This is a genomic window from Candidatus Poriferisodalis sp., from assembly GCF_965208895.1.
Taxonomy (GTDB): Bacteria; Actinomycetota; Acidimicrobiia; order Acidimicrobiales; family Poriferisodalaceae; genus Poriferisodalis.
Genome location: NZ_OZ242363.1, coordinates 4,318,814 through 4,336,802, shown reverse-complemented (window position 1 = coordinate 4,336,802; position 17,989 = coordinate 4,318,814). Strand labels below are relative to the sequence as shown.

The window sequence follows — 17,989 nt, the reverse complement described above, 5'->3', positions numbered from 1 at the left end:
CTCAGCGGGCGATGTCGCGGTGGCGGCAGTGGAGTTCGTGGCCCGCCGAGGCCAGCAGGCGGGTGACTTCTTCGGCGATTGCCACGCTGCGGTGCCTGCCGCCGGTGCAGCCCAGCGCAATCGTCAGGTACGACTTGCCTTCGGCGCGATAGCACGGCAACAGCGCTTCGAGCAGCGGCATGAGGTGCCCCAAGAAGGCGCCGGTTGCCGGCTGGCCAAGCACCCACTCGCGCACCCCCCGATGCAGTCCGGTGTAGGGCCTCAGCTCGGGCACCCAATGCGGATTCGGCAGGAAGCGGCAGTCGAACACCAGATCGGCTTCGGTGGGAACACCGTGCTTGTAGCCGAACGACATCACCGCGGTACGCATCTGAGGATCGTCGCCGGGCGCGCCGAACTCGTCACGCACCCGGTCGCGCAGCTCGTGCACATTCAGATCGCCGGTGTCGATGACGACATCGGCCGTCTCGCGCACATCGGCGAGCAGCTCTCGCTCCAGCTCGATCGCGTCGACGACCGACTCCGCAACCGGCTCCGCACCAGACGGCCCCGAGACCGGGGCGACCGCGGGCAGATCGGCGGTATGCAGCGGGTGGCGCCGCCGGGTGTCGTCGTAGCGGCGAACCAGCACGTCTGTCGGTGCATCCAGGTACACGACTCGTACCGAACTGTTGCGCTCACGAAGCTGCGTGATCGCCGTGACGAGGTCCTCCCGGTACTCGCGGGTGCCTGCGACGAGTGCCACGCGTCGCAGCCGGGAGCCGGGGCGGGCCACCATGTCGGCCACATCGCCGATGAGGTGGGGCGGCAGGTTGTCGATGACGAACCAGCCGACATCCTCGAGCGCATTCGCTGCGGTGGAGCGGCCCGCGCCCGACGAGCCAGCCACGATGACAAACTCCGGCCCCCCAGCCACCGCGTCGATGGTATTGGCTGGCTGGCGCGGGCCGAGTGTGCCCGATGCCCCGGCGCTCTCAGGTACCTGCCAGCACCCAGAGGCGGAGCCTGCGCCCGAGCGGCCCGCCACCGGCAGCGAAGAAGGGCGGGAGATAACCGTGCAGCAACAGGAAATTCATGGCTGTGCGCGCCTTCCTAACTCGGGTGGGTCGCGGCGTAGACCGCCTCGGCGACAGCATCGGGCAGCCAGCTCAACTCCTGCAGTTCTGCAAGCGACGCCGATTTCACAGCGCCGACGCCTCCGAATTCGCGCACCAGGCGTGCTCGCCGCTTGTCCCCCAGACCGGCGATTCCGTCGAGCACCCCGCGCTTGAGAGCCTTGCTGCGAAGCCTGCGGTGATAGGACACCGCGAATCGATGGCTCTCGTCGCGCACCCGCTGCAGCAGATACAGCGCGTCTGACTGCCGCGGGATCCGCACCGCCTCCGAACGCTCCGGCACGAAGACCTCCTCGAACTGCTTCGCGAGCGCGCACACCGGGATCTCCTCCCCCAGCCCCAGTTCGTCGAGCACCGCCGCCGCAACACTGAGCTGACCCTTGCCGCCGTCCACCACCAGCAGCTGCGGCGGGTAGGCGAACCGTCCCTGCTCAGCCGCAGGCAGATCGCGCTCGGCCAGGTAATTCCGCAGACGCCGACGCAACACCTCGTCCATGGCTGCGTAATCGTCGTTGCCCTCGACATTGCGAAGCCGAAAATGGCGGTACTCGCTGCGGCGCGGCAGGCCGTCTTCGAGCACCACCATCGACCCCACATAGTGCGTGCCCTGCAGGTGGCTCATGTCGTAGCACTCAATGCGCAGCGGCGGCTGCGGCAACTCCAAGTGCTCTGCCAACTCGTTCAGCGCGCGGGCGCGGCTGTTGTGGTCGCTGCCGCGGCGCAGCCGGTGCCGCGCGAGCGATTCGCGGGCGTTGTGGCACGCCGTGTCCATCAATGCGCGCTTGTCGCCCCGCTGCGGGATGCGCAGCGTCACCCGAGAGCCTCGCGCCGAACTCAGCCATTGCTCGTACAAGCCGGTCTCTGCGGGCAATTCGGGGACGAGCACCAGCTTCGGCCAGCCCAGCGGATTCTCCTCGTGATACAGCCCCGACAGCACCCGGGAGACGAGCTGGGGACCGTCGAGCGCTTCGACCTTGTCCACCACGAAGCCGCGCTGGCCCATCACCCGCCCCTTGCGCACGAAGAACAGCTGGACGGCCGCCTCGAGCTCATCGTCGCTGATGCCGATGACGTCGAAGTCCTCGTTCCGGGTGCCGGCAAGCTGCTGCTTCTCGATCGCGCGCCGCACGCTGCCCAAGCGGTCCCGCAGCCGCGCAGCCAGCTCGAACTCCAGTTCCGCCGATGCGTCAGCCATGCGCTGTTCGAGATCATTGACAATGGCCTCGGTGTCCCCCTCGAGGAAACGGACCAGATCCCGCACGAGCCGGTCGTAGGAGTCTGCGTCGATCTCGTCGACGCAGGGTCCAGCGCACTGCTCGATGTGGTACAGCAAGCACGGCCGGCCGAGCCGTTGATGGGTCTTCAGCTTGCTGTCGCTGCAGGTACGGATCGGGAACGTCCGCAGCAGCAGGTCGAGCGTCTCACGGATGGCATATGCGTGGCCGTACGGGCCGAAGTACCGGTTCCCGCGCTTACGCCGACCCCGAATCACCATCGCCCGGGGCCACTCGTCCAAGAGGGTGACCGCGAGGAACGGGTACGACTTGTCGTCTCGCAGCCGTACGTTGAACCTCGGCTGATGCCGCTGGATGAGGCTGTACTCCAGCATCAGCGCCTCGACCTCGGTGGAGACTTCGATCCACTCGACGGATGCAGCCGTGGCGACCATCTGGGCGGTGCGCGGATGCAGTCCGGCGGGATCGCCGAAGTAGCTGTTCAGCCGGGAGCGCAGGCTCTTGGCCTTGCCGACGTAGATGATGCGACCGTCCGCGTCCAGGAATTGGTAGCTCCCCGGCGTATCCGGTACCGATCCCCCCTCCGGGCGCAGACCCACGCTCGCAGGCTATGAGACTGAGCCCGATGGGTGGATACCGGGAAGGCGTGTAGTAAGTTTCGCCGACGAAAGGCCCGGACTGCGGGGTGTCGAACTGGCATTCCCGAGGACTGGCATGATGCGGCAGAACCGCATCTCGTAGCTGCGCAGGAGGCTGCACAATATGGAACTCGCACAGGAGCGGGACGCAGGCACCAACGTGATCAGTCCCGCGGGCCGCGTGGACGGATCGAACTCCGCGGACTTCCACGAGGTCCTGATGGCCGCTCTGTCGGACGACGACAATCGCGTCATCCTCGACATGGGAGCCATGGACTACATCAGCAGCGCCGGCCTGCGCGTCCTGCTGCTCGTCGCACAGCATCTCGGTGGCAACTCGACGCCCTTCGCCGTCTGCTCCCTCGCAGCCTCGGTCGATGAAGTGTTCCGCATCAGCGGCTTCAATCAGATCATCACGGTGTTCGGGACGCTCGACGAGGCGAAGGCCCAGCTGGCCTAGCCACGCCCATGTCGCAGCCCTGGCGCATCCTCGTCGTCGACGACGAGCCCGATCTCGAGCCGCTCGTCCTGCAGCGGATGCGGAGACACATCCGCAGCGGCAAGTACCAATTCGAGTTCGCAGGAAACGGCTTGGAGGCGCTCGACAAGCTGCGAGCCGACGACACCATCGACTTGGTGCTCTCCGACATCAACATGCCCCAGATGGACGGGCTGACCCTGCTGTCTCAGCTCGGCTCGCTGAACCAGGACCTGCGGGCGGTGATCATCTCCGCATACGGCGACATGGGCAACATCCGCACCGCCATGAACCGGGGGGCCTTCGACTTCGTCACCAAGCCGGTCGACTTCGACGACCTGCAGATCACCATCGAACGCACGGTCGAGCATCTGCGGCAGTGGCGAGAGGCCACGGCGTCACGCGACAAGCTCGTGACGCTGCAGAACGAGCTCGACATCGCCTCGAACGTGCAGCAGTCGATCCTTCCCGACGATTTCCCGGTGACGGCCGCATATGAGATCAACGCCAACATGGTGCCCGCACGCAATGTCGGCGGCGATTTCTACGACTACGTCGCGGTGCCCGACGACCGGATGTTCGCGACGGTCGCCGACGTGTCCGACAAGGGCATCCCCGCTGCGCTGTTCATGATGTCGAGCCGGACGGCGCTCAAGGGCGCCGCCATCGGCACGGGTTCTCCGCGGGAGGCGCTGATCGAGGCCAACCGTGTACTGCAGGCCGACAACCCGACGTTCATGTTCGTGACCGTCATCATGACCGTCTACGAGCCCCGCACCGGCGAGGTGACCTACGCAACTGCCGGGCATGACCCGCCGGTGGTCGTTCACGCGGATGGCACCGCCACCCAGATGCCCGGCACCGGCGGCATGGCATTGGGCATCGTCCCCGAGGCAGTGTTCGCTGCAAACCTGGCCGAGAACACGCTGACGCTGGCACCCGGCGAAACCTTGGTGCTGTACACCGACGGCGTCAGCGAGGCGATGAACGTCGAGCAGGAAGAGTTCGGCACCGAGCGACTGCTGGGAATGTTCGAAGGCAGCCCGCCTCGAGATGCCAAGCAAGCCATGAGCGCCATCTTCGAAGCGGTCGCCGAGTTCGCCGGCGAAGCACCCGCGTCGGACGACATCACCTGCTTGGCTCTGCACCGGAGCGCCACGCCGTGAGACCGCAGCCGAGCAGTGCCGAGGACCGCACAGACTTGCTCCCGAGCGCCGCGGCGGCGCTGCGGGACGCCCCCACTACGGAGCACCGATCATGCGACGTTCGCTGAACATCACACCAGTGCCCGGCGCTGCTGCAGCCGAGGCGCTCCCACGCATCGTGGCGTTCGTGGAGGAACTCGCCGAGCTGGACGACTGGGCGCCAGATCTCGTCTTGCGGGCCAACCTCATCCTCGAAGAACTCATCTTGAACACGCTCACCCACGGGCGCACCAGCGGGCTCAGCGACATCGAGATCACGCTGGAGAGCGGCGAGAACTCGGTGGCGATCACCTTGGTCGACGACGGGGCCGCGTTTGATCCGCTTACCGACAACACCGACCCCGGCACCGAACTGCCGCTGGCGGAGCGATCCATCGGCGGGTTGGGCCTGCACCTCGTGCGCACCATGGCCGAAGACCTCGCATACAAGCACGCCGACGGCAAGAACCACCTGACGCTGGTCGCACGGGCTGGCGGCTGACGGGACGCCGATGCGCTCGCGCCTGCCAGCACGTCGGCGCGCAGGCGCCTCAGCAACGATGCGGGCGGTTGCGGCCCTCGGCGTCGTCGCTGGCGTCACCGCGGGGCTCAGTGCCTGCAGCGATGCCGTGAGCGATCCGGCGCGAGACGGTGCCGACGCGCCGGGTGCGATCGTCGCTCCGGCACGCCCCACCGTCCCCGATGCGCTCAACGACGAGACCGGCGTCTATCCCGACCGGGTGGTGTTCGGGCAATCGGCTGCGCTGAGCGGTCCGGCAGCGGAACTCGGCGTTGGCATGCGCCTGGGAATCCTGGCCGCCTTCGAAGAGGCCAACCGGGCCGGGGGGGTGAACGGGCGACGGCTCGAATTGACATCGCTCGACGACAGGTACGAGCCCAACGACGCCATCAAGAACACGACTGCCCTCATCGAGAGCGGGAACGTGTTCGCGCTGATCGGCGCCGTGGGAACGCCGACCTCGCGCTCCGCGACCCCCGTGGCCGCCGCGGCGAGCATCCCCTACGTGGCGCCGTTCACCGGGGCCGGCTTTCTGCGCAACGACGACTGGTCCAACATCGTCAACCTTCGTGCCTCCTACGCCCAGGAGACCGAGGAAATGGTGGAACGCCTGACCGCCGACTTGGGCATCGAGCGCATTGCCGTGCTCTTCCAGGACGACTCCTTCGGCCGAGCGGGGTACTTCGGCGCACTCGCCGCCCTCGAACGACGCGACATGGAGCCCGTCGCGATCGGCTTCTACCCGCGCAACACCACCGCCATCAAGACGGCCCTGCTGGACCTGAAGGCAGGCGACCCTGAAGCGGTGATCATGGTCGGTGCATACGAGCCCGTCGGCACGTTGATCTCGTGGTCGCGCAACACCGGCTTCGACCCCGTCTTCATCACGCTGTCGTTCGTCGGCTCGAACGCCCTCGCCGACCAACTCGGCGCGGTCGGCGAGGGCGTGCTCGTCACACAGGTGGTGCCGTTCCCGCTCGACGAATCCATACCGGTCGTCAGGGCCTATCAGGCAGCCTTGGAACATGTAGGCACACTGCACCTCCAGTTCGACCATGTAGAGCCGAATCCGGTGCCCGGCTTCGTGTCGCTGGAGGGCTACATCGCCGGCAGGCTTGCCATTACCGGACTGGAGGAATGCGGCAATTCGGTGACGCGCCGGTGCTTCCTGAACGCGATCTTAGGCGCCGAACAGCTCGACATCGACGGCTTCAACATGCATTTCGGCGACGGCGCGAGCATCACCGAGGACAACCAGGGCTCTGATGCAGTGTTCGTCACCCGAATCGGATCCGACGGCGCCTACCACCCGCTCGACACGCTCACAGGCACTGAGCCGTGACGCCTGCAGAATCCGCCGAGGAGGCGCTTGGGGGCAACGGCGTCAGCGATGACCCCGATACGGCCACCGCACAGGGCGAGCCTGCGGCGAGTTCGCCGCCCGCCGATGCCGCCGGCGCGGCCGCCGCTGAGTCAGGCGGCACATTCGGATACCGCAAGCCCGCGCTTCACCTTCGGATCTCCACACAGATGTACGCGGGCATCGCAGTGCCATTGCTGCTGACGCTGGCAGCGAGCGTCGTCGCATGGATCTCGTTCACCCGAGTCGGCGAGGCGGAGCGCGAGGTCACCGAAGGGGCCATTCCCGAGCTGGACGCGGCTTTGGGCGTCGCAGAGGCGAGCAATCGGCTGGTGGCTGGCGGGCCGCGGCTCACGGCTTCGACGCCTGAGGACTACGAGACTGTTGTCGCTGAGATCGCCGCAGCGCGCAGCGAGTTCGAGACACAGCTGGACCTGCTGTGGAACCGCGGCGCCGGCTCCATGTGGCTCGGCGAGATGCGCAGCGACGCCGCCCAGCTCAGTTCCAACATCGACGCCATCGAGGCGGAGATGCCCGAGTTCTTCGAATTGCGCGAGCAGGCACGGGCTCTGCGAGCGGGGACCGACGCCGCAGTCGGTGAGCTGGCCAACCAGCTGGTGCCCGCACTCGACGACCAGCTCTTCTTCCTGGTCGAGGGACGGCGACAGCTGTGGACCCCGCCGGCGCCTGAGTCCATCCACAGATCCGAAGCCGAGGTGCTGGCCTATCGGCGCTGGTCGGCATTGAGCGGTGACGTCTCACAGGTAGACGCCTTGCTGGCAGGGGCGTTCAGCGCCTCAGAATCAGCGCTGATCGAACCGCTTCGTGAGAGCTTCGAATCTGCCAGGGACCGCATCGAGATCAACCTCGCTGCGCTCGACGAGCGCGGCGGCGACGAGCTCCGCCCGACGGTGAACCAGTTGATCGCGCTCGGTCTCGGCAACGGCGGCGTCTTCGACGTGATGTTCCGCGCCCTCCAGATCTCGGAGAACCAGCGAGACCTGCTCGCCCAGAACCAAGACCTCGGCGTTGGTCTCGTGGACGAGATCGAGTCGCTCGTCGGCGCAGTGCAGGCCAGCGTGGACGCCGCTACCGCGGCGTCGGCACAAGCGGTCAGCACCGGACGCGTGCTGCTCGTCGTGATCAGCATCGTGGGCGTCGTCGGTGTGCTGGCCTTCAGCTGGCTGTTCGTGGGCAGGCGCATCCTGCGGCGGGTCGCCCAGCTGTCCGACCGCATGAGGGCGCTGGCCGGCGGCGACTTGGAGTCGCCGGTGGATGCCGGCGGACGTGATGAAGTCTCCGAGATGGCCGACGCTCTGGAGCACTTCCGCAAGGCTGCGCTCGAAGTCCAGCGGCTCAACTTGGTCGAAGAGCTCGCCGGTCAGCTCAGCGAGCGCAATGAACAGCTCTCCCAGACGCTCGCCGACTTGGACCGCGCACAGGACCAGATCGTTGCGAACGAGAAGCTCGCGGCGCTCGGTGAGGTCACTGCCGGCGTCGCCCACGAGATCCGCAATCCGCTGAACTTCGTGAAGAACTTCGCCGAATCGTCCGACGAGCTGCTCGAAGAGCTGCTCGAAGCAATCGCAGATCCCGAGCCGCCCGAGGACCAAGCCGGCTACATCGCCGAGATCACCGGCGACCTCAAGCAGAACCTGACCCGCATCCGCGGGCACGGCGACCGGGCCAACCGCATCGTGGAGAGCATGCTCATGATGGGCCGCGGCGGCGGCGAATCACGCCCCGTCGAAATCAACGCCCTGCTCGACGAGCACGCCATGCTCTCCTACCACAGCGCCCGGGCGCAGGATCCGGACTTCAATGTGACCATCGAACGCGACTTCGATCCCGAGATGGGCGAGTTGGAGGTCATCCCGCAGGACATGGGCCGCGTGTTTCTCAACTTGGTGAGCAATGCCGGCTATGCGGCCAACGGACGATGGCGGGAACTCGGGGGCGAGCCCGGCAAGATCGTCACCGACGGTGACGGCGACGACTCGACTTACTTCCCTACCATCCGGCTGAGCACTCGACGAACCGATGAGTCGGCAGTGATCAAGGTGCGCGACAACGGCAGCGGCATCCCGCCCGATGTCGTGCAGCGGATCTTCGAGCCGTTCTTCACCACCAAGCCCACCGGCGAGGGCACAGGGCTGGGCTTGGCGATGACCAACGACATCATTCGTGGCCACGGCGGCCAGATCTCGGTGGAGAGCGAGCCAGGCGAGTTCACCGAGTTCACCGTGGAGTTGCCGCTCGAACGGTCGGTGCTCGTCGAGGCCGCCGAGACCGAGGGCACCGCAGCGGCGACATGATCACCCCGGCCTGACGGGGGTGAACTGTCTCACCGGACAGTTCAGCCGACCAGCGGCGCCAGATACCGACCAGTGTGCGATTCGGGGGCCTGAGCCACCTGCTCCGGCGTTCCTGCGGCCACCACAGTGCCGCCGCCGACTCCGCCCTCAGGCCCCAAGTCGATGATCCAGTCGGCGGTCTTGATGACATCGAGGTTGTGCTCGATGACCACCACGGTATTGCCACCCGACACCAGCCGGTCGAGTACGCCCAGCAGCCGGCGGATGTCCTCGAAGTGCAGGCCGGTGGTGGGCTCGTCGAGGATGTAGATCGTGTGGCCGGTGGAACGCTTCGACAGCTCGCTGGCGAGTTTGACCCGCTGTGCTTCGCCGCCTGACAGCGTCGTGGCGGGCTGTCCCAGGCGGATATAGCCCAAGCCCACGTCGACCAGCGTCTGCATGTGGCGCCGGATGGGCGGCTGCGCCGCGAAGAACTCGAGGGCGTCCTCGCAGGGCATGGCCAGCACGTCGGCGATGGTCATGCCCTTGAAGCGGACCTCGAGCGTCTCGCGGTTGTAGCGAGCGCCCTTGCACACCTCGCAGGGCACATACACGTCGGGCAGGAAGTGCATCTCGATCTTGATGTTCCCGTCGCCCGAGCAGGCCTCGCAACGCCCGCCCTTGACGTTGAAGCTGAACCGGCCGGGAAGGTAGCCCCGCACCTTCGCCTCGTTCGTGGCCGCGTAGAGCTTGCGGATGTGGTCGAAGACGCCGGTGTAGGTGGCGGGGTTCGAGCGCGGCGTGCGGCCGATAGGCGATTGGTCGATGTCGATGACCTTGTCGAGCGCCTCGGCGCCTTCGATCGCCGTGTGCAGGCCGGGCACTCCCTTGGAGGAGTAGATCCGCTGCATCAGCGCCTTGTAGAGAATGTCGTTCACCAGCGTGCTCTTGCCTGAGCCCGACACGCCTGTCACGCAGATGAAGCAGCCCAGCGGGAACTCCACGTCGATCTTGCGCAGGTTGTGCTCTCGCGCCCCCCGGACGACCAGCCGGTCGTTGCCGCGGGGCCGGCGCGCCGGCGGCGTCGGGATCTCCCGGATGCCGGAGAGGTACTCCCCCGTCACCGAGCCCGGCGCGCCCGCCAGCCCGTCGGTGGGCCCGCTGTAGACGATCTCACCGCCGTGCTCGCCGGCGCCGGGGCCGATGTCCACCACCCAGTCCGCCACCGAGATCGTCTCGAGATCGTGCTCCACGACCAGCACGGTGTTGCCGAGGTCGCGCAGGTGCAGAAGCGTGTCGATCAAGCGGCGGTTGTCACGCTGATGCAACCCGATGGACGGCTCGTCGAGCACGTACAGCACGCCTTCGAGCCCGCTGCCTATCTGGCTCGCCAGCCGGATGCGCTGGGCCTCGCCGCCTGCCAGCGTCGCCGCTGAACGGTTCAGCGTCAGGTAGTCCAAGCCGACGTCGAGCAGGAAGTTCAGCCGTGCGTCGATCTCCTTGATGATCGGGGCTGCGATGATGCGCTGCCGCTGCGTGAGCTCGAGCCCGTCGACGATCTTCGCTGCCTCGCCGATCGACGCCGAGCAGAGCTCGAAGAGGTTCCGGCCGGCGACCCGCACGGCGAGCGACACCTCGTTGAGCCGCGCGCCGTGACAGGTTCCGCACGGCACCTCGCGCATGTATCCCTCGATGCGGTTGCGTGACCAGTCGCTCTCGGTGTCCGCATGGCGGCGGCGCAAGAACGGGATGACGCCCTCGTAGCGGGTCGTGTAGCTGCGCGAGCGGCCGTAGCGGTTGCGGTAGCGCACGGTGATCTGCTCGCCAGCCGGGGCGCCGTCGAGCAGCAGCTTGCGCTGCTGGGCTTCGAGCTCAGCCCACGGCACGTCGAGCGGGATGGCGTGCTGTTCTCCAACGGCCTCGAGCAGCCGGGTGAACCACTTGCCGGTCGACCCTGCCCACGGGGCGAGTGCGCCAGCCGCCACCGACAGCTCCGTGTTCGGCACGACAAGCTCCGGGTCGACCTCGTACCGGGTGCCGAGGCCATCACAGGTCTGGCATGCGCCGTAGGGAGAGTTGAACGAGAAGTTGCGGGGCGCCAGCTCCTCGAAAGAGCGTCCCGTGCCCGGCGAGAACAGGTGCTGGCTGAACGTCAGCACTTCGGGCGAATCGTCGGGGGCGCCGCCGTCTCCCGAGGGCACTGTGCTGTGCGGAACGAGGTGGATCCACACATGCCCGTCAGCGAGGCCCAGCGCCGCCTCGACCGATTCGGTCAGGCGCTGTTCGATGTCGCCACGGATCACCAGCCGATCGACGATGACCTCGATGTCATGGTTGACGTAGCGATCGAGTCGCTCGATCTCATCGACGCTGCCTAGATCCAGCACCTCGCCGTCGACCCGCACGCGTGCATAGCCCTGCCGGGCGAAGTCGCCGAGCTGCGTGTGGTAGTCGCCCTTGCGGCCGCGCACCACCGGGGCGAGCACCTCGAATCGGGAGCCCTCGGGCATCTCCATGATCCGGTCCACGATCTGCTGGGACGTCTGGCGCTCGACCACCTCACCGGTTTGCGGATCGTGCTGCACGCCGATTCGGGCGTAGAGCAGCCGGAGGTAGTCGAACACTTCGGTGATCGTGCCGACAGTCGAACGCGGGTTGCGGCTGGCGCTCTTCTGGTCGATAGAGATGGCCGGCGACAAACCCTCGAGGAAATCCACATCGGGCTTGTCCATCTGGCCCAGGAACTGGCGCGCGTAGGCCGACAGCGACTCGACATAACGGCGCTGCCCCTCGGCGTAGATGGTGTCGAATGCCAGCGACGACTTGCCGCTGCCCGACAGCCCGGTGAACACGATCATGCGATCGCGGGGCAACTCGACATCGACGTTGCGCAGGTTGTGCTCCCGCGCGCCGCGGACGATCAGCAGCTCACCCATGCTGCGGACTGTTCCTTTGGCGCCCATCCATGCAGGGCGAGCCTACCCGTGCCCCCGCCGTGCATCCCGGAAACAAACACAAGTTCGTTCGGCGCTCAGAGCACGCCTTGACCGTCGCGCCGATCGGCAGAACTAGGGTCGCGATCGCGCGCAGCGGACCGTGCATGCGGTGCTGCGACAGTGCCGATACTCAGCACGAGCCGTCGGGGCAGATCACCGGAGAGCGAACTGGGGGCCGTCATGCCATACGAAGTACGAGGAGTCGTGGCGAAGGCTGTCGGCGAGCCGGTCAGCGTCGAGACCATCACGATTCCCGACCCCGGGCCCGGCGAAGTGATCGTGGACGTGCAGGCCTGCGGTGTCTGCCACACCGATCTCCACTATCGCGAAGGCGCTATCAACGACGAGTTCCCATTCCTGCTTGGGCACGAGGCAGCGGGCGTGGTGTCCGAGGTCGGCGAGGGTGTCACGAGTGTCGCCGTGGGCGATTTTGTGGTTCTCAACTGGCGGGCAGTCTGCGGAGACTGCCGGTCCTGCGACCGCGGTCGCCCCTGGTACTGCTTCGCGACCCATAACGCAGCACGCAAGATGAGCCTCGACGGCGTCGAGCTCTCTCCCGCGCTCGGCATCGGTGCATTCGCCGAGAAAACCCTCGTCGCAGCAGGACAGGCCACCAAGGTGGATCCTGCGGCGCCGCCTGAGGTCGCTGGCCTCATTGGCTGCGGAGTGATGGCCGGCTTGGGAGCTGCAATGAACACCGGCGGAATAGGCCGGGGCGACAGCGTGGCGGTGTTCGGTTGCGGCGGCGTGGGCGACGCTGCGATCTGTGGGGCGCGTCTTGCGGGAGCGCACACCATCATCGGCGTCGACATCGACAGCCGCAAACTCGAATGGGCCCAAGAATTCGGTGCTACGCACGCCATCGACTCGTCAGGCATGAGCAACGACGAGGTTGTCGAGGCAATCCGTGAGCTGACCGGAGGCAACGGCGTGGATGTGGCCATCGAGGCTGTCGGACTGCCCCAGACCTACGAGCAGGCCTTCTATGCCCGTGACTTGGCAGGCACTGTCGTGCTCGTCGGGGTGCCGAATCCCACGATGAAGATTGAGCTGCCGTTGATCGAGGTGTTCGGTCGGGGCGGGTCGCTGAAGAGCTCGTGGTACGGCGACTGCTTGCCGAGCCGGGACTTTCCGATGCTGATCGATCTTCACCTGCAGAATCGTCTGCCGCTCGACAAGTTCGTCAGCGAGACGATCGGGATTGCCGGCGTCGAGGAGGCCTTCGAGAAGATGGAGCGCGGCGAGGTCCTGCGCTCCGTGGTCGTTCTCTAGGCAGTCGTTCTCTAGGCGCTGGCGTCTCGGAGGTCTCGGCGCAGTTCTCTGAGCTCGTCTCTGAGGCGGGCTGCGTATTCGAATCTGAGGTCTGCCGCTGCTTCGGCCATCTCCTCTTCCAGCGAGGCGATGAGCCGTGTGAGGTCGTCTGATGGCAGGTCGCCGTACGCGGCTCGGACCTTTTCTGCGTTCACTCGGCCTGAGGCCAGCTTCTCTGGGACCGGGGCCGTCTCTGCTGGGCCTCTGAGGACTTCGAGGATGTCAGTGACCGCCTTGCGGATCGTCTGGGGGTCGATGTTGTGCTCCGCGTTGTATGCCTGCTGCAGGCCGCGGCGCCGGTTCGTCTCCGATACCGCACGGTGCATCGAGGGCGTAAACGCGTCGGCGTACATCACGACCTGACCGTCCACGTTGCGCGCTGCTCGCCCGATGGTCTGGATGAGCGACGTCTCGCTGCGCAGGAATCCCTCTTTGTCGGCGTCGAGGATGGCGACAAAGCTCACTTCGGGCAGGTCGAGGCCTTCTCGCAGCAGGTTGATGCCCACCAGCACGTCGAAGTGCCCGAGCCGCAGGTCACGGAGGATCTCAATCCGCTCGATGGTGTCGATCTCGCTGTGCAGGTACCGCACCCTGACGCCCAACTCCAGCAAGTAGTCGGTGAGATCTTCGGCCATCTTCTTGGTGAGCGTCGTCACGAGCACCCGATGGCCCCGTTCGGTGACCCGCTCGATCTCACCCATCAGGTCGTCGATCTGGCCCTGCGTCGGGCGCACGACGATTTCGGGATCCACCAGGCCGGTCGGGCGGACGATCTGCTCCACCACTTGAGAACTCGTCCGCAGCTCATACTCCCCCGGCGTCGCTGACAAGAAGACGACCTGATTCAGCCGGTCCATCACCTCGTCGAAGCGCAACGGCCGGTTGTCCCGAGCCGACGGCAGCCGGAAGCCGTGCTCCACGAGGGTGTCCTTGCGGCGTCGGTCGCCGGCGAACTGGCCGTGCAGTTGGGGCACCGCGACATGGCTCTCGTCGATGACGAGGAGATAGTCGTCGGGGAAGAAATCCAGCAATGTGTACGGCGGCTCGTCATAGACCCGGCCGTCGAGGTGCATCGAGTAGTTCTCGACGCCGTTGCAGTAGCCCAGCTCGCCCAGCATCTCCAGGTCGTACTCGGTGCGCATGCGAAGCCGCTGCGCCTCGAGCAGCTTGTTCTCCTTCTCGAATTGCTGCAGCCGTTCCGCCAGCTCGGCCTCGATCTTGGAGATCGCCACGCGCAGCTTGTCCTCGCCGGTGACATAGTGCGACGCAGGGAACACGGTGACCTCCTCGAGATCGCCCAGGCGCTCACCGGTGACCGGGTCGATGCGGCTGATCCGATCGATCTCGTCACCGAACAGCTCCACCCTCACGAGGAACTCCTCATATGCCGGGTGCATCTCGAGCGTGTCGCCGCGTACCCGGAACCGACCCCGCACGAGATTCATGTCGTTGCGCTCGTACTGCATGTCGACGAGTCGGCGCAACACCGCGCGCTGATCGACCGTCTCGCCGACCCTCAGGTACAGCATCTGGCGCAGATACTCCGAGGGTGCACCGAGCCCGTAGATGGCAGAGACCGATGCCACCACGATGACGTCCCGCCGCGTCAGCAGCGCGGCGGTGGCCGAGTGCCGCAGACGGTCGATCTCATCGTTGACGCTGGAGTCCTTCTCGATGTAGGTGTCCGAGGCCGGCATGTATGCCTCGGGCTGGTAGTAGTCGTAGTAGGAGACGAAGTACTCCACACGATTGTCGGGAAAGAACTCGCGGAACTCGTTCGCAAGCTGTGCCGCCAAAGACTTGTTCGGCGCCAGCACCAGCGTCGGACGCTGCGTGCGTTCGATCGTCCACGCGATCGTGGCGCTCTTGCCCGAGCCAGTGATGCCCAGCAGCGTCTGGAACCGTTCGCCGCGGCTGATGCCATCGGCCAGATGGGCCACTGCGCGCGGTTGGTCACCGGCCGGCTCGAAGCCCGCCTCCACCCGAAACGGGTACGCAGCAGTCGGCGCCGGCAGCCACGGCCGGGCCTGACGAGATTCGTCCCGCCCCGAGTCGGCGTGCCGCGGGGCTGTCGAGACCGATGCCATGATCCCGAGGCTAGGGCTGGGACGCGTCACCATCCCGCCGGCGTCGGCTTGCCCGCGGGGGGACACTGTTGCGACGCCGGCGCCGAAATTGACCCACTGACGCCATCCGGTGTGGTTATCCTGCCGCGCTGACCACTCACCAGATGAATACTGACGACACCACTACCCGAGACCATTCATGAGCCGCGACGAAACAGACGCCCCTGAGCCCCAGGACGAAGCGCTTGACGACGCCATGGCAGACTCCGGCTTGCTCGGCGACGACTTCGAGCCGGTCCCCGACGACCTCGAGGCCCCCGAGCTGGTAGTGACTGGGCTCGAAGATGATGACGACGACAATGGCGAGGACATCGACGAATTGGATATCCCCGAGACGAAGGCCCCCGACAAGGACGCAGCCCCGAGCCGCGAAGTGCCCTCCGGGGTTCGCCCGACCGACGACGAAGACGACGACGACGACGAAGACGACGAGGAGCTCGAAGCGGACCTCGGCGAGATCCTCAAAGAGCGGCTGGCGTCCGAAGACGACGACGAAGACGACGAAGACGACGAGATCGGCATCGTCACCGGCTCACGTTCATCGTCCAAGCAGGAGGACGAAATCCTCTGCGAGGGCTGCTTCCTGCTGGTCAAGCCTTCACAATTCGACACGCGGTCGCCCGAGCCCAGCTGTCCGCACTGCGGTACGCCCCTCGCATACTGAGGCCGCGCTGCGACCGCAGAGCTGAGCGCTCGCCACGTGCCGAGCGCCCGTCACGGGGCTGGGTCGATGTGCGGCAGCGCGCTCGCCCAGCGAAAGGCTGCGCCGATCGCAGCTTCGAGCTCGTCGAGACCGCCGGAGTTGTCGATGACCCAGTCGGCGATAGCCAGTCGCTCTTCGCGCGACAGCTGTGCGGCGATACGAGCGCGTGCATCGTCGGCGGAAAAACCCCGCGAGGTCACGAGCCGCTCCACAGCGATATCGGTCGGCGTGTCCACCACCAGGATCCCGCTGGTCTGATAGCGGGGCCGCTGACCCTTGGCCAACCCCTCGCCTAGCAGCGGGATGTCGAGCACCACCAGGCAATCGGTTCCCTCCAGTTCGCTGAGCCGGCGACGGATCTCCCGACCGACCGGAGGATGGGTGATCGCGTTCAGATCGGCGAGCGCGTCGGGATCGTTGAACACGATGGCCGCAACCGCGCCGCGGTCGAGCGTGCCGTCCGGCGCCACGATGTGGTCGCCGAAGCGCTCCACCATCTCGACAAAGACGGGGCTCGATGGTGCCTGCTGGGAGCGAACGATGGCGTCCGCATCGATCAGTACGGCTCCGTGCTCGACGAAGCCCGAAGCAACAGTGCTCTTCCCGCTGCCGATGCCGCCCGTGAGCCCTACTGAGATCATCCGACCGGCTTCGAAGGAGACGGATTCAACTGGAGCGGATCCAGCGAAGAGTGGCTGCGCTAGCCGTCACCCTCGGCAGCGGCCGTGGCGGGCTCGCCCTCGGTTTCCTGGTTCTCGTATTGCGCGAGGGCCTGGCGGTAGGCCTCCTCGCCATGCTCTTCGTAGTACTCGCGCCATGCCCGCTCAGCTTCCGATTCCTCGCCCTCGGCAGGTGTTTCGTAGCTGAATTCGCCGATGAAATTGCCCTCTTCGTCGTACGCGTGGTCGCCGAACGCCTCGCGGTATTCCTCCGCTACCACGCCGCCTTCGGCGGCCTGCTTGATCGACAGGCTGATGCGCCGACGCTGCAGGTCGAGATCGATGATCTTCACCCACAGCTCCTCGCCGGGGGTCACTACCTGCTCAGGCAGCTCGACGTGGTGAGCCGACATCTCCGAGATGTGCACCAAGCCCTCGATGCCATCGCCGACCTGTACGAAGGCTCCGAACGGCACGAGCTTGGTGACTCGGCCGTAGACGAGTTCTTCGACCCGGTGGGAGTTGGCGAACGCTTCCCACGGATCCTGCTGCGTCGCCTTGAGCGACAGCGAGATGCGCTCGCGCTCACGGTCGATCTCGAGCACCTCCACCGTCACCTCGTCGCCGATGGTGACGACCGAGCTGGGATGATCGACATGCTTCCAGGACAGCTCCGACACGTGAATGAGGCCGTCCATGCCGCCGAGGTCGACGAACGCGCCGAAGCTGACCACCGACGAGACTCTGCCAGTGCGCCGCTCGCCCCGCTGGAGGTCTCGCAGGAAGCCTTCCCGCTCCTCCTTGAGGCTCTCCTCCAGCCAGGCTCGCCGGCTGAGCACAACGTTGTTGCGGTTCTTGTCGAGCTCGATGATCTTGGCTTCCAGCTCGCGGCCGACATAGGGGGCCAGATCGCGGACGCGCCGGAGTTCCACCAGCGACGCCGGCAGGAATCCCCGCAGCCCGATGTCGACGATCAAGCCGCCCTTCACGACCTCGATGACGGGACCCGTGACGACGCCGTTCGATTCGCGGATCTCTTCGATGCGACCCCAAGCACGCTCGTACTGCGCTCTCTTCTTGGACAGCACCAGGCGGCCGTCGGGGTCTTCCTTTTGAAGGACGAGCGCCTCGATCTGATCGCCGACGTCCACGACTTCGGAAGGATCGACGTCGTGGCGGATCGAGAGCTCGCGAGACGGGATGACGCCCTCAGACTTGAAGCCGATATCGAGCAGTACTTCGTCGCGATCGACGCGCACGATGGTGCCGGCCACGATGTCGCCGTCGTCGAACTCGACGATGGTCTGCGCTATGGCGTCCTCGAAGGAGGTGTCGCCCAGATCGTCGACGGTGACAGTCCGCGGCACGTA

Annotated in this window: 13 protein-coding genes; 7 read left to right on the top strand and 6 right to left on the bottom strand. The window is 66.3% G+C overall.

Annotated elements, in window-relative coordinates; all coding sequences use genetic code 11:
- Position 1: 1 nt before the first annotated feature.
- Positions 2–916: an RNase adapter RapZ gene (rapZ, locus tag ACOGJB_RS19475; protein ID WP_419838726.1), complete on the bottom strand. Its 915-nt coding sequence runs from the start codon at positions 914–916 to the stop codon at positions 2–4.
- A gap of 176 nt (positions 917–1,092) precedes the next feature.
- Entirely contained in the window at positions 1,093–2,949 is a 1,857-nt protein-coding gene (gene uvrC / locus ACOGJB_RS19470; RefSeq protein ID WP_419838725.1) for an excinuclease ABC subunit UvrC, read from the bottom strand.
- Positions 2,950–3,112: 163 nt separating this feature from the next.
- Here uvrC and ACOGJB_RS19465 point away from each other — a divergent pair, with 163 nt between their 5' ends.
- From ACOGJB_RS19465 to ACOGJB_RS19445, 5 genes are all read left to right on the top strand, one after another.
- On the top strand, positions 3,113–3,448 hold the full coding sequence (locus ACOGJB_RS19465; protein WP_419838724.1) for an STAS domain-containing protein: 336 nt from the start codon (positions 3,113–3,115) through the stop codon (positions 3,446–3,448).
- Between the two features lie 8 nt (positions 3,449–3,456).
- A complete protein-coding gene (locus ACOGJB_RS19460) occupies positions 3,457–4,632 on the top strand; it encodes a PP2C family protein-serine/threonine phosphatase (RefSeq protein ID WP_419838723.1) in 1,176 nt (391 codons plus the stop codon).
- 91 nt (positions 4,633–4,723) lie between these two features.
- Positions 4,724–5,152, top strand: a complete 429-nt coding sequence (locus ACOGJB_RS19455) for an ATP-binding protein (RefSeq protein ID WP_419838722.1) — start codon at positions 4,724–4,726, stop codon at positions 5,150–5,152.
- 58 nt (positions 5,153–5,210) lie between these two features.
- Positions 5,211–6,512: an ABC transporter substrate-binding protein gene (locus ACOGJB_RS19450; RefSeq protein WP_419838721.1), complete on the top strand. Its 1,302-nt coding sequence runs from the start codon at positions 5,211–5,213 to the stop codon at positions 6,510–6,512.
- Positions 6,509–8,845, top strand: a complete 2,337-nt coding sequence (locus tag ACOGJB_RS19445) for an ATP-binding protein (RefSeq protein WP_419838720.1) — start codon at positions 6,509–6,511, stop codon at positions 8,843–8,845. The genes ACOGJB_RS19450 and ACOGJB_RS19445 overlap by 4 nt, the downstream gene beginning before the upstream one ends.
- 41 nt (positions 8,846–8,886) lie before the next feature.
- Here ACOGJB_RS19445 and uvrA read toward each other — a convergent pair whose 3' ends face one another.
- On the bottom strand, positions 8,887–11,760 hold the full coding sequence (uvrA, locus tag ACOGJB_RS19440) for an excinuclease ABC subunit UvrA (protein ID WP_419838719.1): 2,874 nt from the start codon (positions 11,758–11,760) through the stop codon (positions 8,887–8,889).
- Positions 11,761–12,000: 240 nt separating this feature from the next.
- Here uvrA and ACOGJB_RS19435 point away from each other — a divergent pair, with 240 nt between their 5' ends.
- Positions 12,001–13,092 carry an S-(hydroxymethyl)mycothiol dehydrogenase gene (locus tag ACOGJB_RS19435; RefSeq protein WP_419838718.1) on the top strand — a complete coding sequence of 364 codons (1,092 nt, stop codon included), beginning with the start codon at positions 12,001–12,003 and terminating at the stop codon, positions 13,090–13,092.
- An 11-nt stretch (positions 13,093–13,103) separates the two neighbouring features.
- Here the strand turns inward: ACOGJB_RS19435 and uvrB are convergent, their stop codons facing one another.
- On the bottom strand, positions 13,104–15,218 hold the full coding sequence (gene uvrB, locus ACOGJB_RS19430) for an excinuclease ABC subunit UvrB (RefSeq protein WP_419838717.1): 2,115 nt from the start codon (positions 15,216–15,218) through the stop codon (positions 13,104–13,106).
- A 178-nt stretch (positions 15,219–15,396) separates the two neighbouring features.
- On the opposite strand from uvrB, the gene ACOGJB_RS19425 reads away from it, so the two are divergent.
- Entirely contained in the window at positions 15,397–15,921 is a 525-nt protein-coding gene (locus ACOGJB_RS19425) for a hypothetical protein (RefSeq protein ID WP_419838716.1), read from the top strand.
- A 50-nt stretch (positions 15,922–15,971) separates the two neighbouring features.
- Here ACOGJB_RS19425 and coaE read toward each other — a convergent pair whose 3' ends face one another.
- Together coaE and rpsA are read right to left on the bottom strand one after the other, a co-directional pair.
- The gene (gene coaE / locus ACOGJB_RS19420) at positions 15,972–16,601 is read right to left on the bottom strand and encodes a dephospho-CoA kinase (protein ID WP_419838715.1); all 630 of its coding nucleotides are present in this window, start codon (positions 16,599–16,601) and stop codon (positions 15,972–15,974) included.
- 59 nt (positions 16,602–16,660) lie between these two features.
- Positions 16,661–17,986 carry a 30S ribosomal protein S1 gene (rpsA, locus tag ACOGJB_RS19415; protein ID WP_419840779.1) on the bottom strand — a complete coding sequence of 442 codons (1,326 nt, stop codon included), beginning with the start codon at positions 17,984–17,986 and terminating at the stop codon, positions 16,661–16,663.
- Between the last annotated feature and the right edge of the window lie 3 nt (positions 17,987–17,989).

Coding starts and splice junctions, on each gene's coding strand:
- ACOGJB_RS19425 (WP_419838716.1), top strand. CDS start 15,397: ATGAGCCGCGACGAAACAGACGCCCCTGAGCCCCAGGACGAAGCGCTT.
- uvrA (WP_419838719.1), bottom strand. CDS start 11,760: ATGGGTGAGCTGCTGATCGTCCGCGGCGCGCGGGAGCACAACCTGCGC.
- ACOGJB_RS19435 (WP_419838718.1), top strand. CDS start 12,001: ATGCCATACGAAGTACGAGGAGTCGTGGCGAAGGCTGTCGGCGAGCCG.
- ACOGJB_RS19465 (WP_419838724.1), top strand. CDS start 3,113: ATGGAACTCGCACAGGAGCGGGACGCAGGCACCAACGTGATCAGTCCC.
- ACOGJB_RS19460 (WP_419838723.1), top strand. CDS start 3,457: ATGTCGCAGCCCTGGCGCATCCTCGTCGTCGACGACGAGCCCGATCTC.
- coaE (WP_419838715.1), bottom strand. CDS start 16,601: ATGATCTCAGTAGGGCTCACGGGCGGCATCGGCAGCGGGAAGAGCACT.
- ACOGJB_RS19450 (WP_419838721.1), top strand. CDS start 5,211: ATGCGGGCGGTTGCGGCCCTCGGCGTCGTCGCTGGCGTCACCGCGGGG.
- ACOGJB_RS19455 (WP_419838722.1), top strand. CDS start 4,724: ATGCGACGTTCGCTGAACATCACACCAGTGCCCGGCGCTGCTGCAGCC.
- uvrB (WP_419838717.1), bottom strand. CDS start 15,218: ATGGCATCGGTCTCGACAGCCCCGCGGCACGCCGACTCGGGGCGGGAC.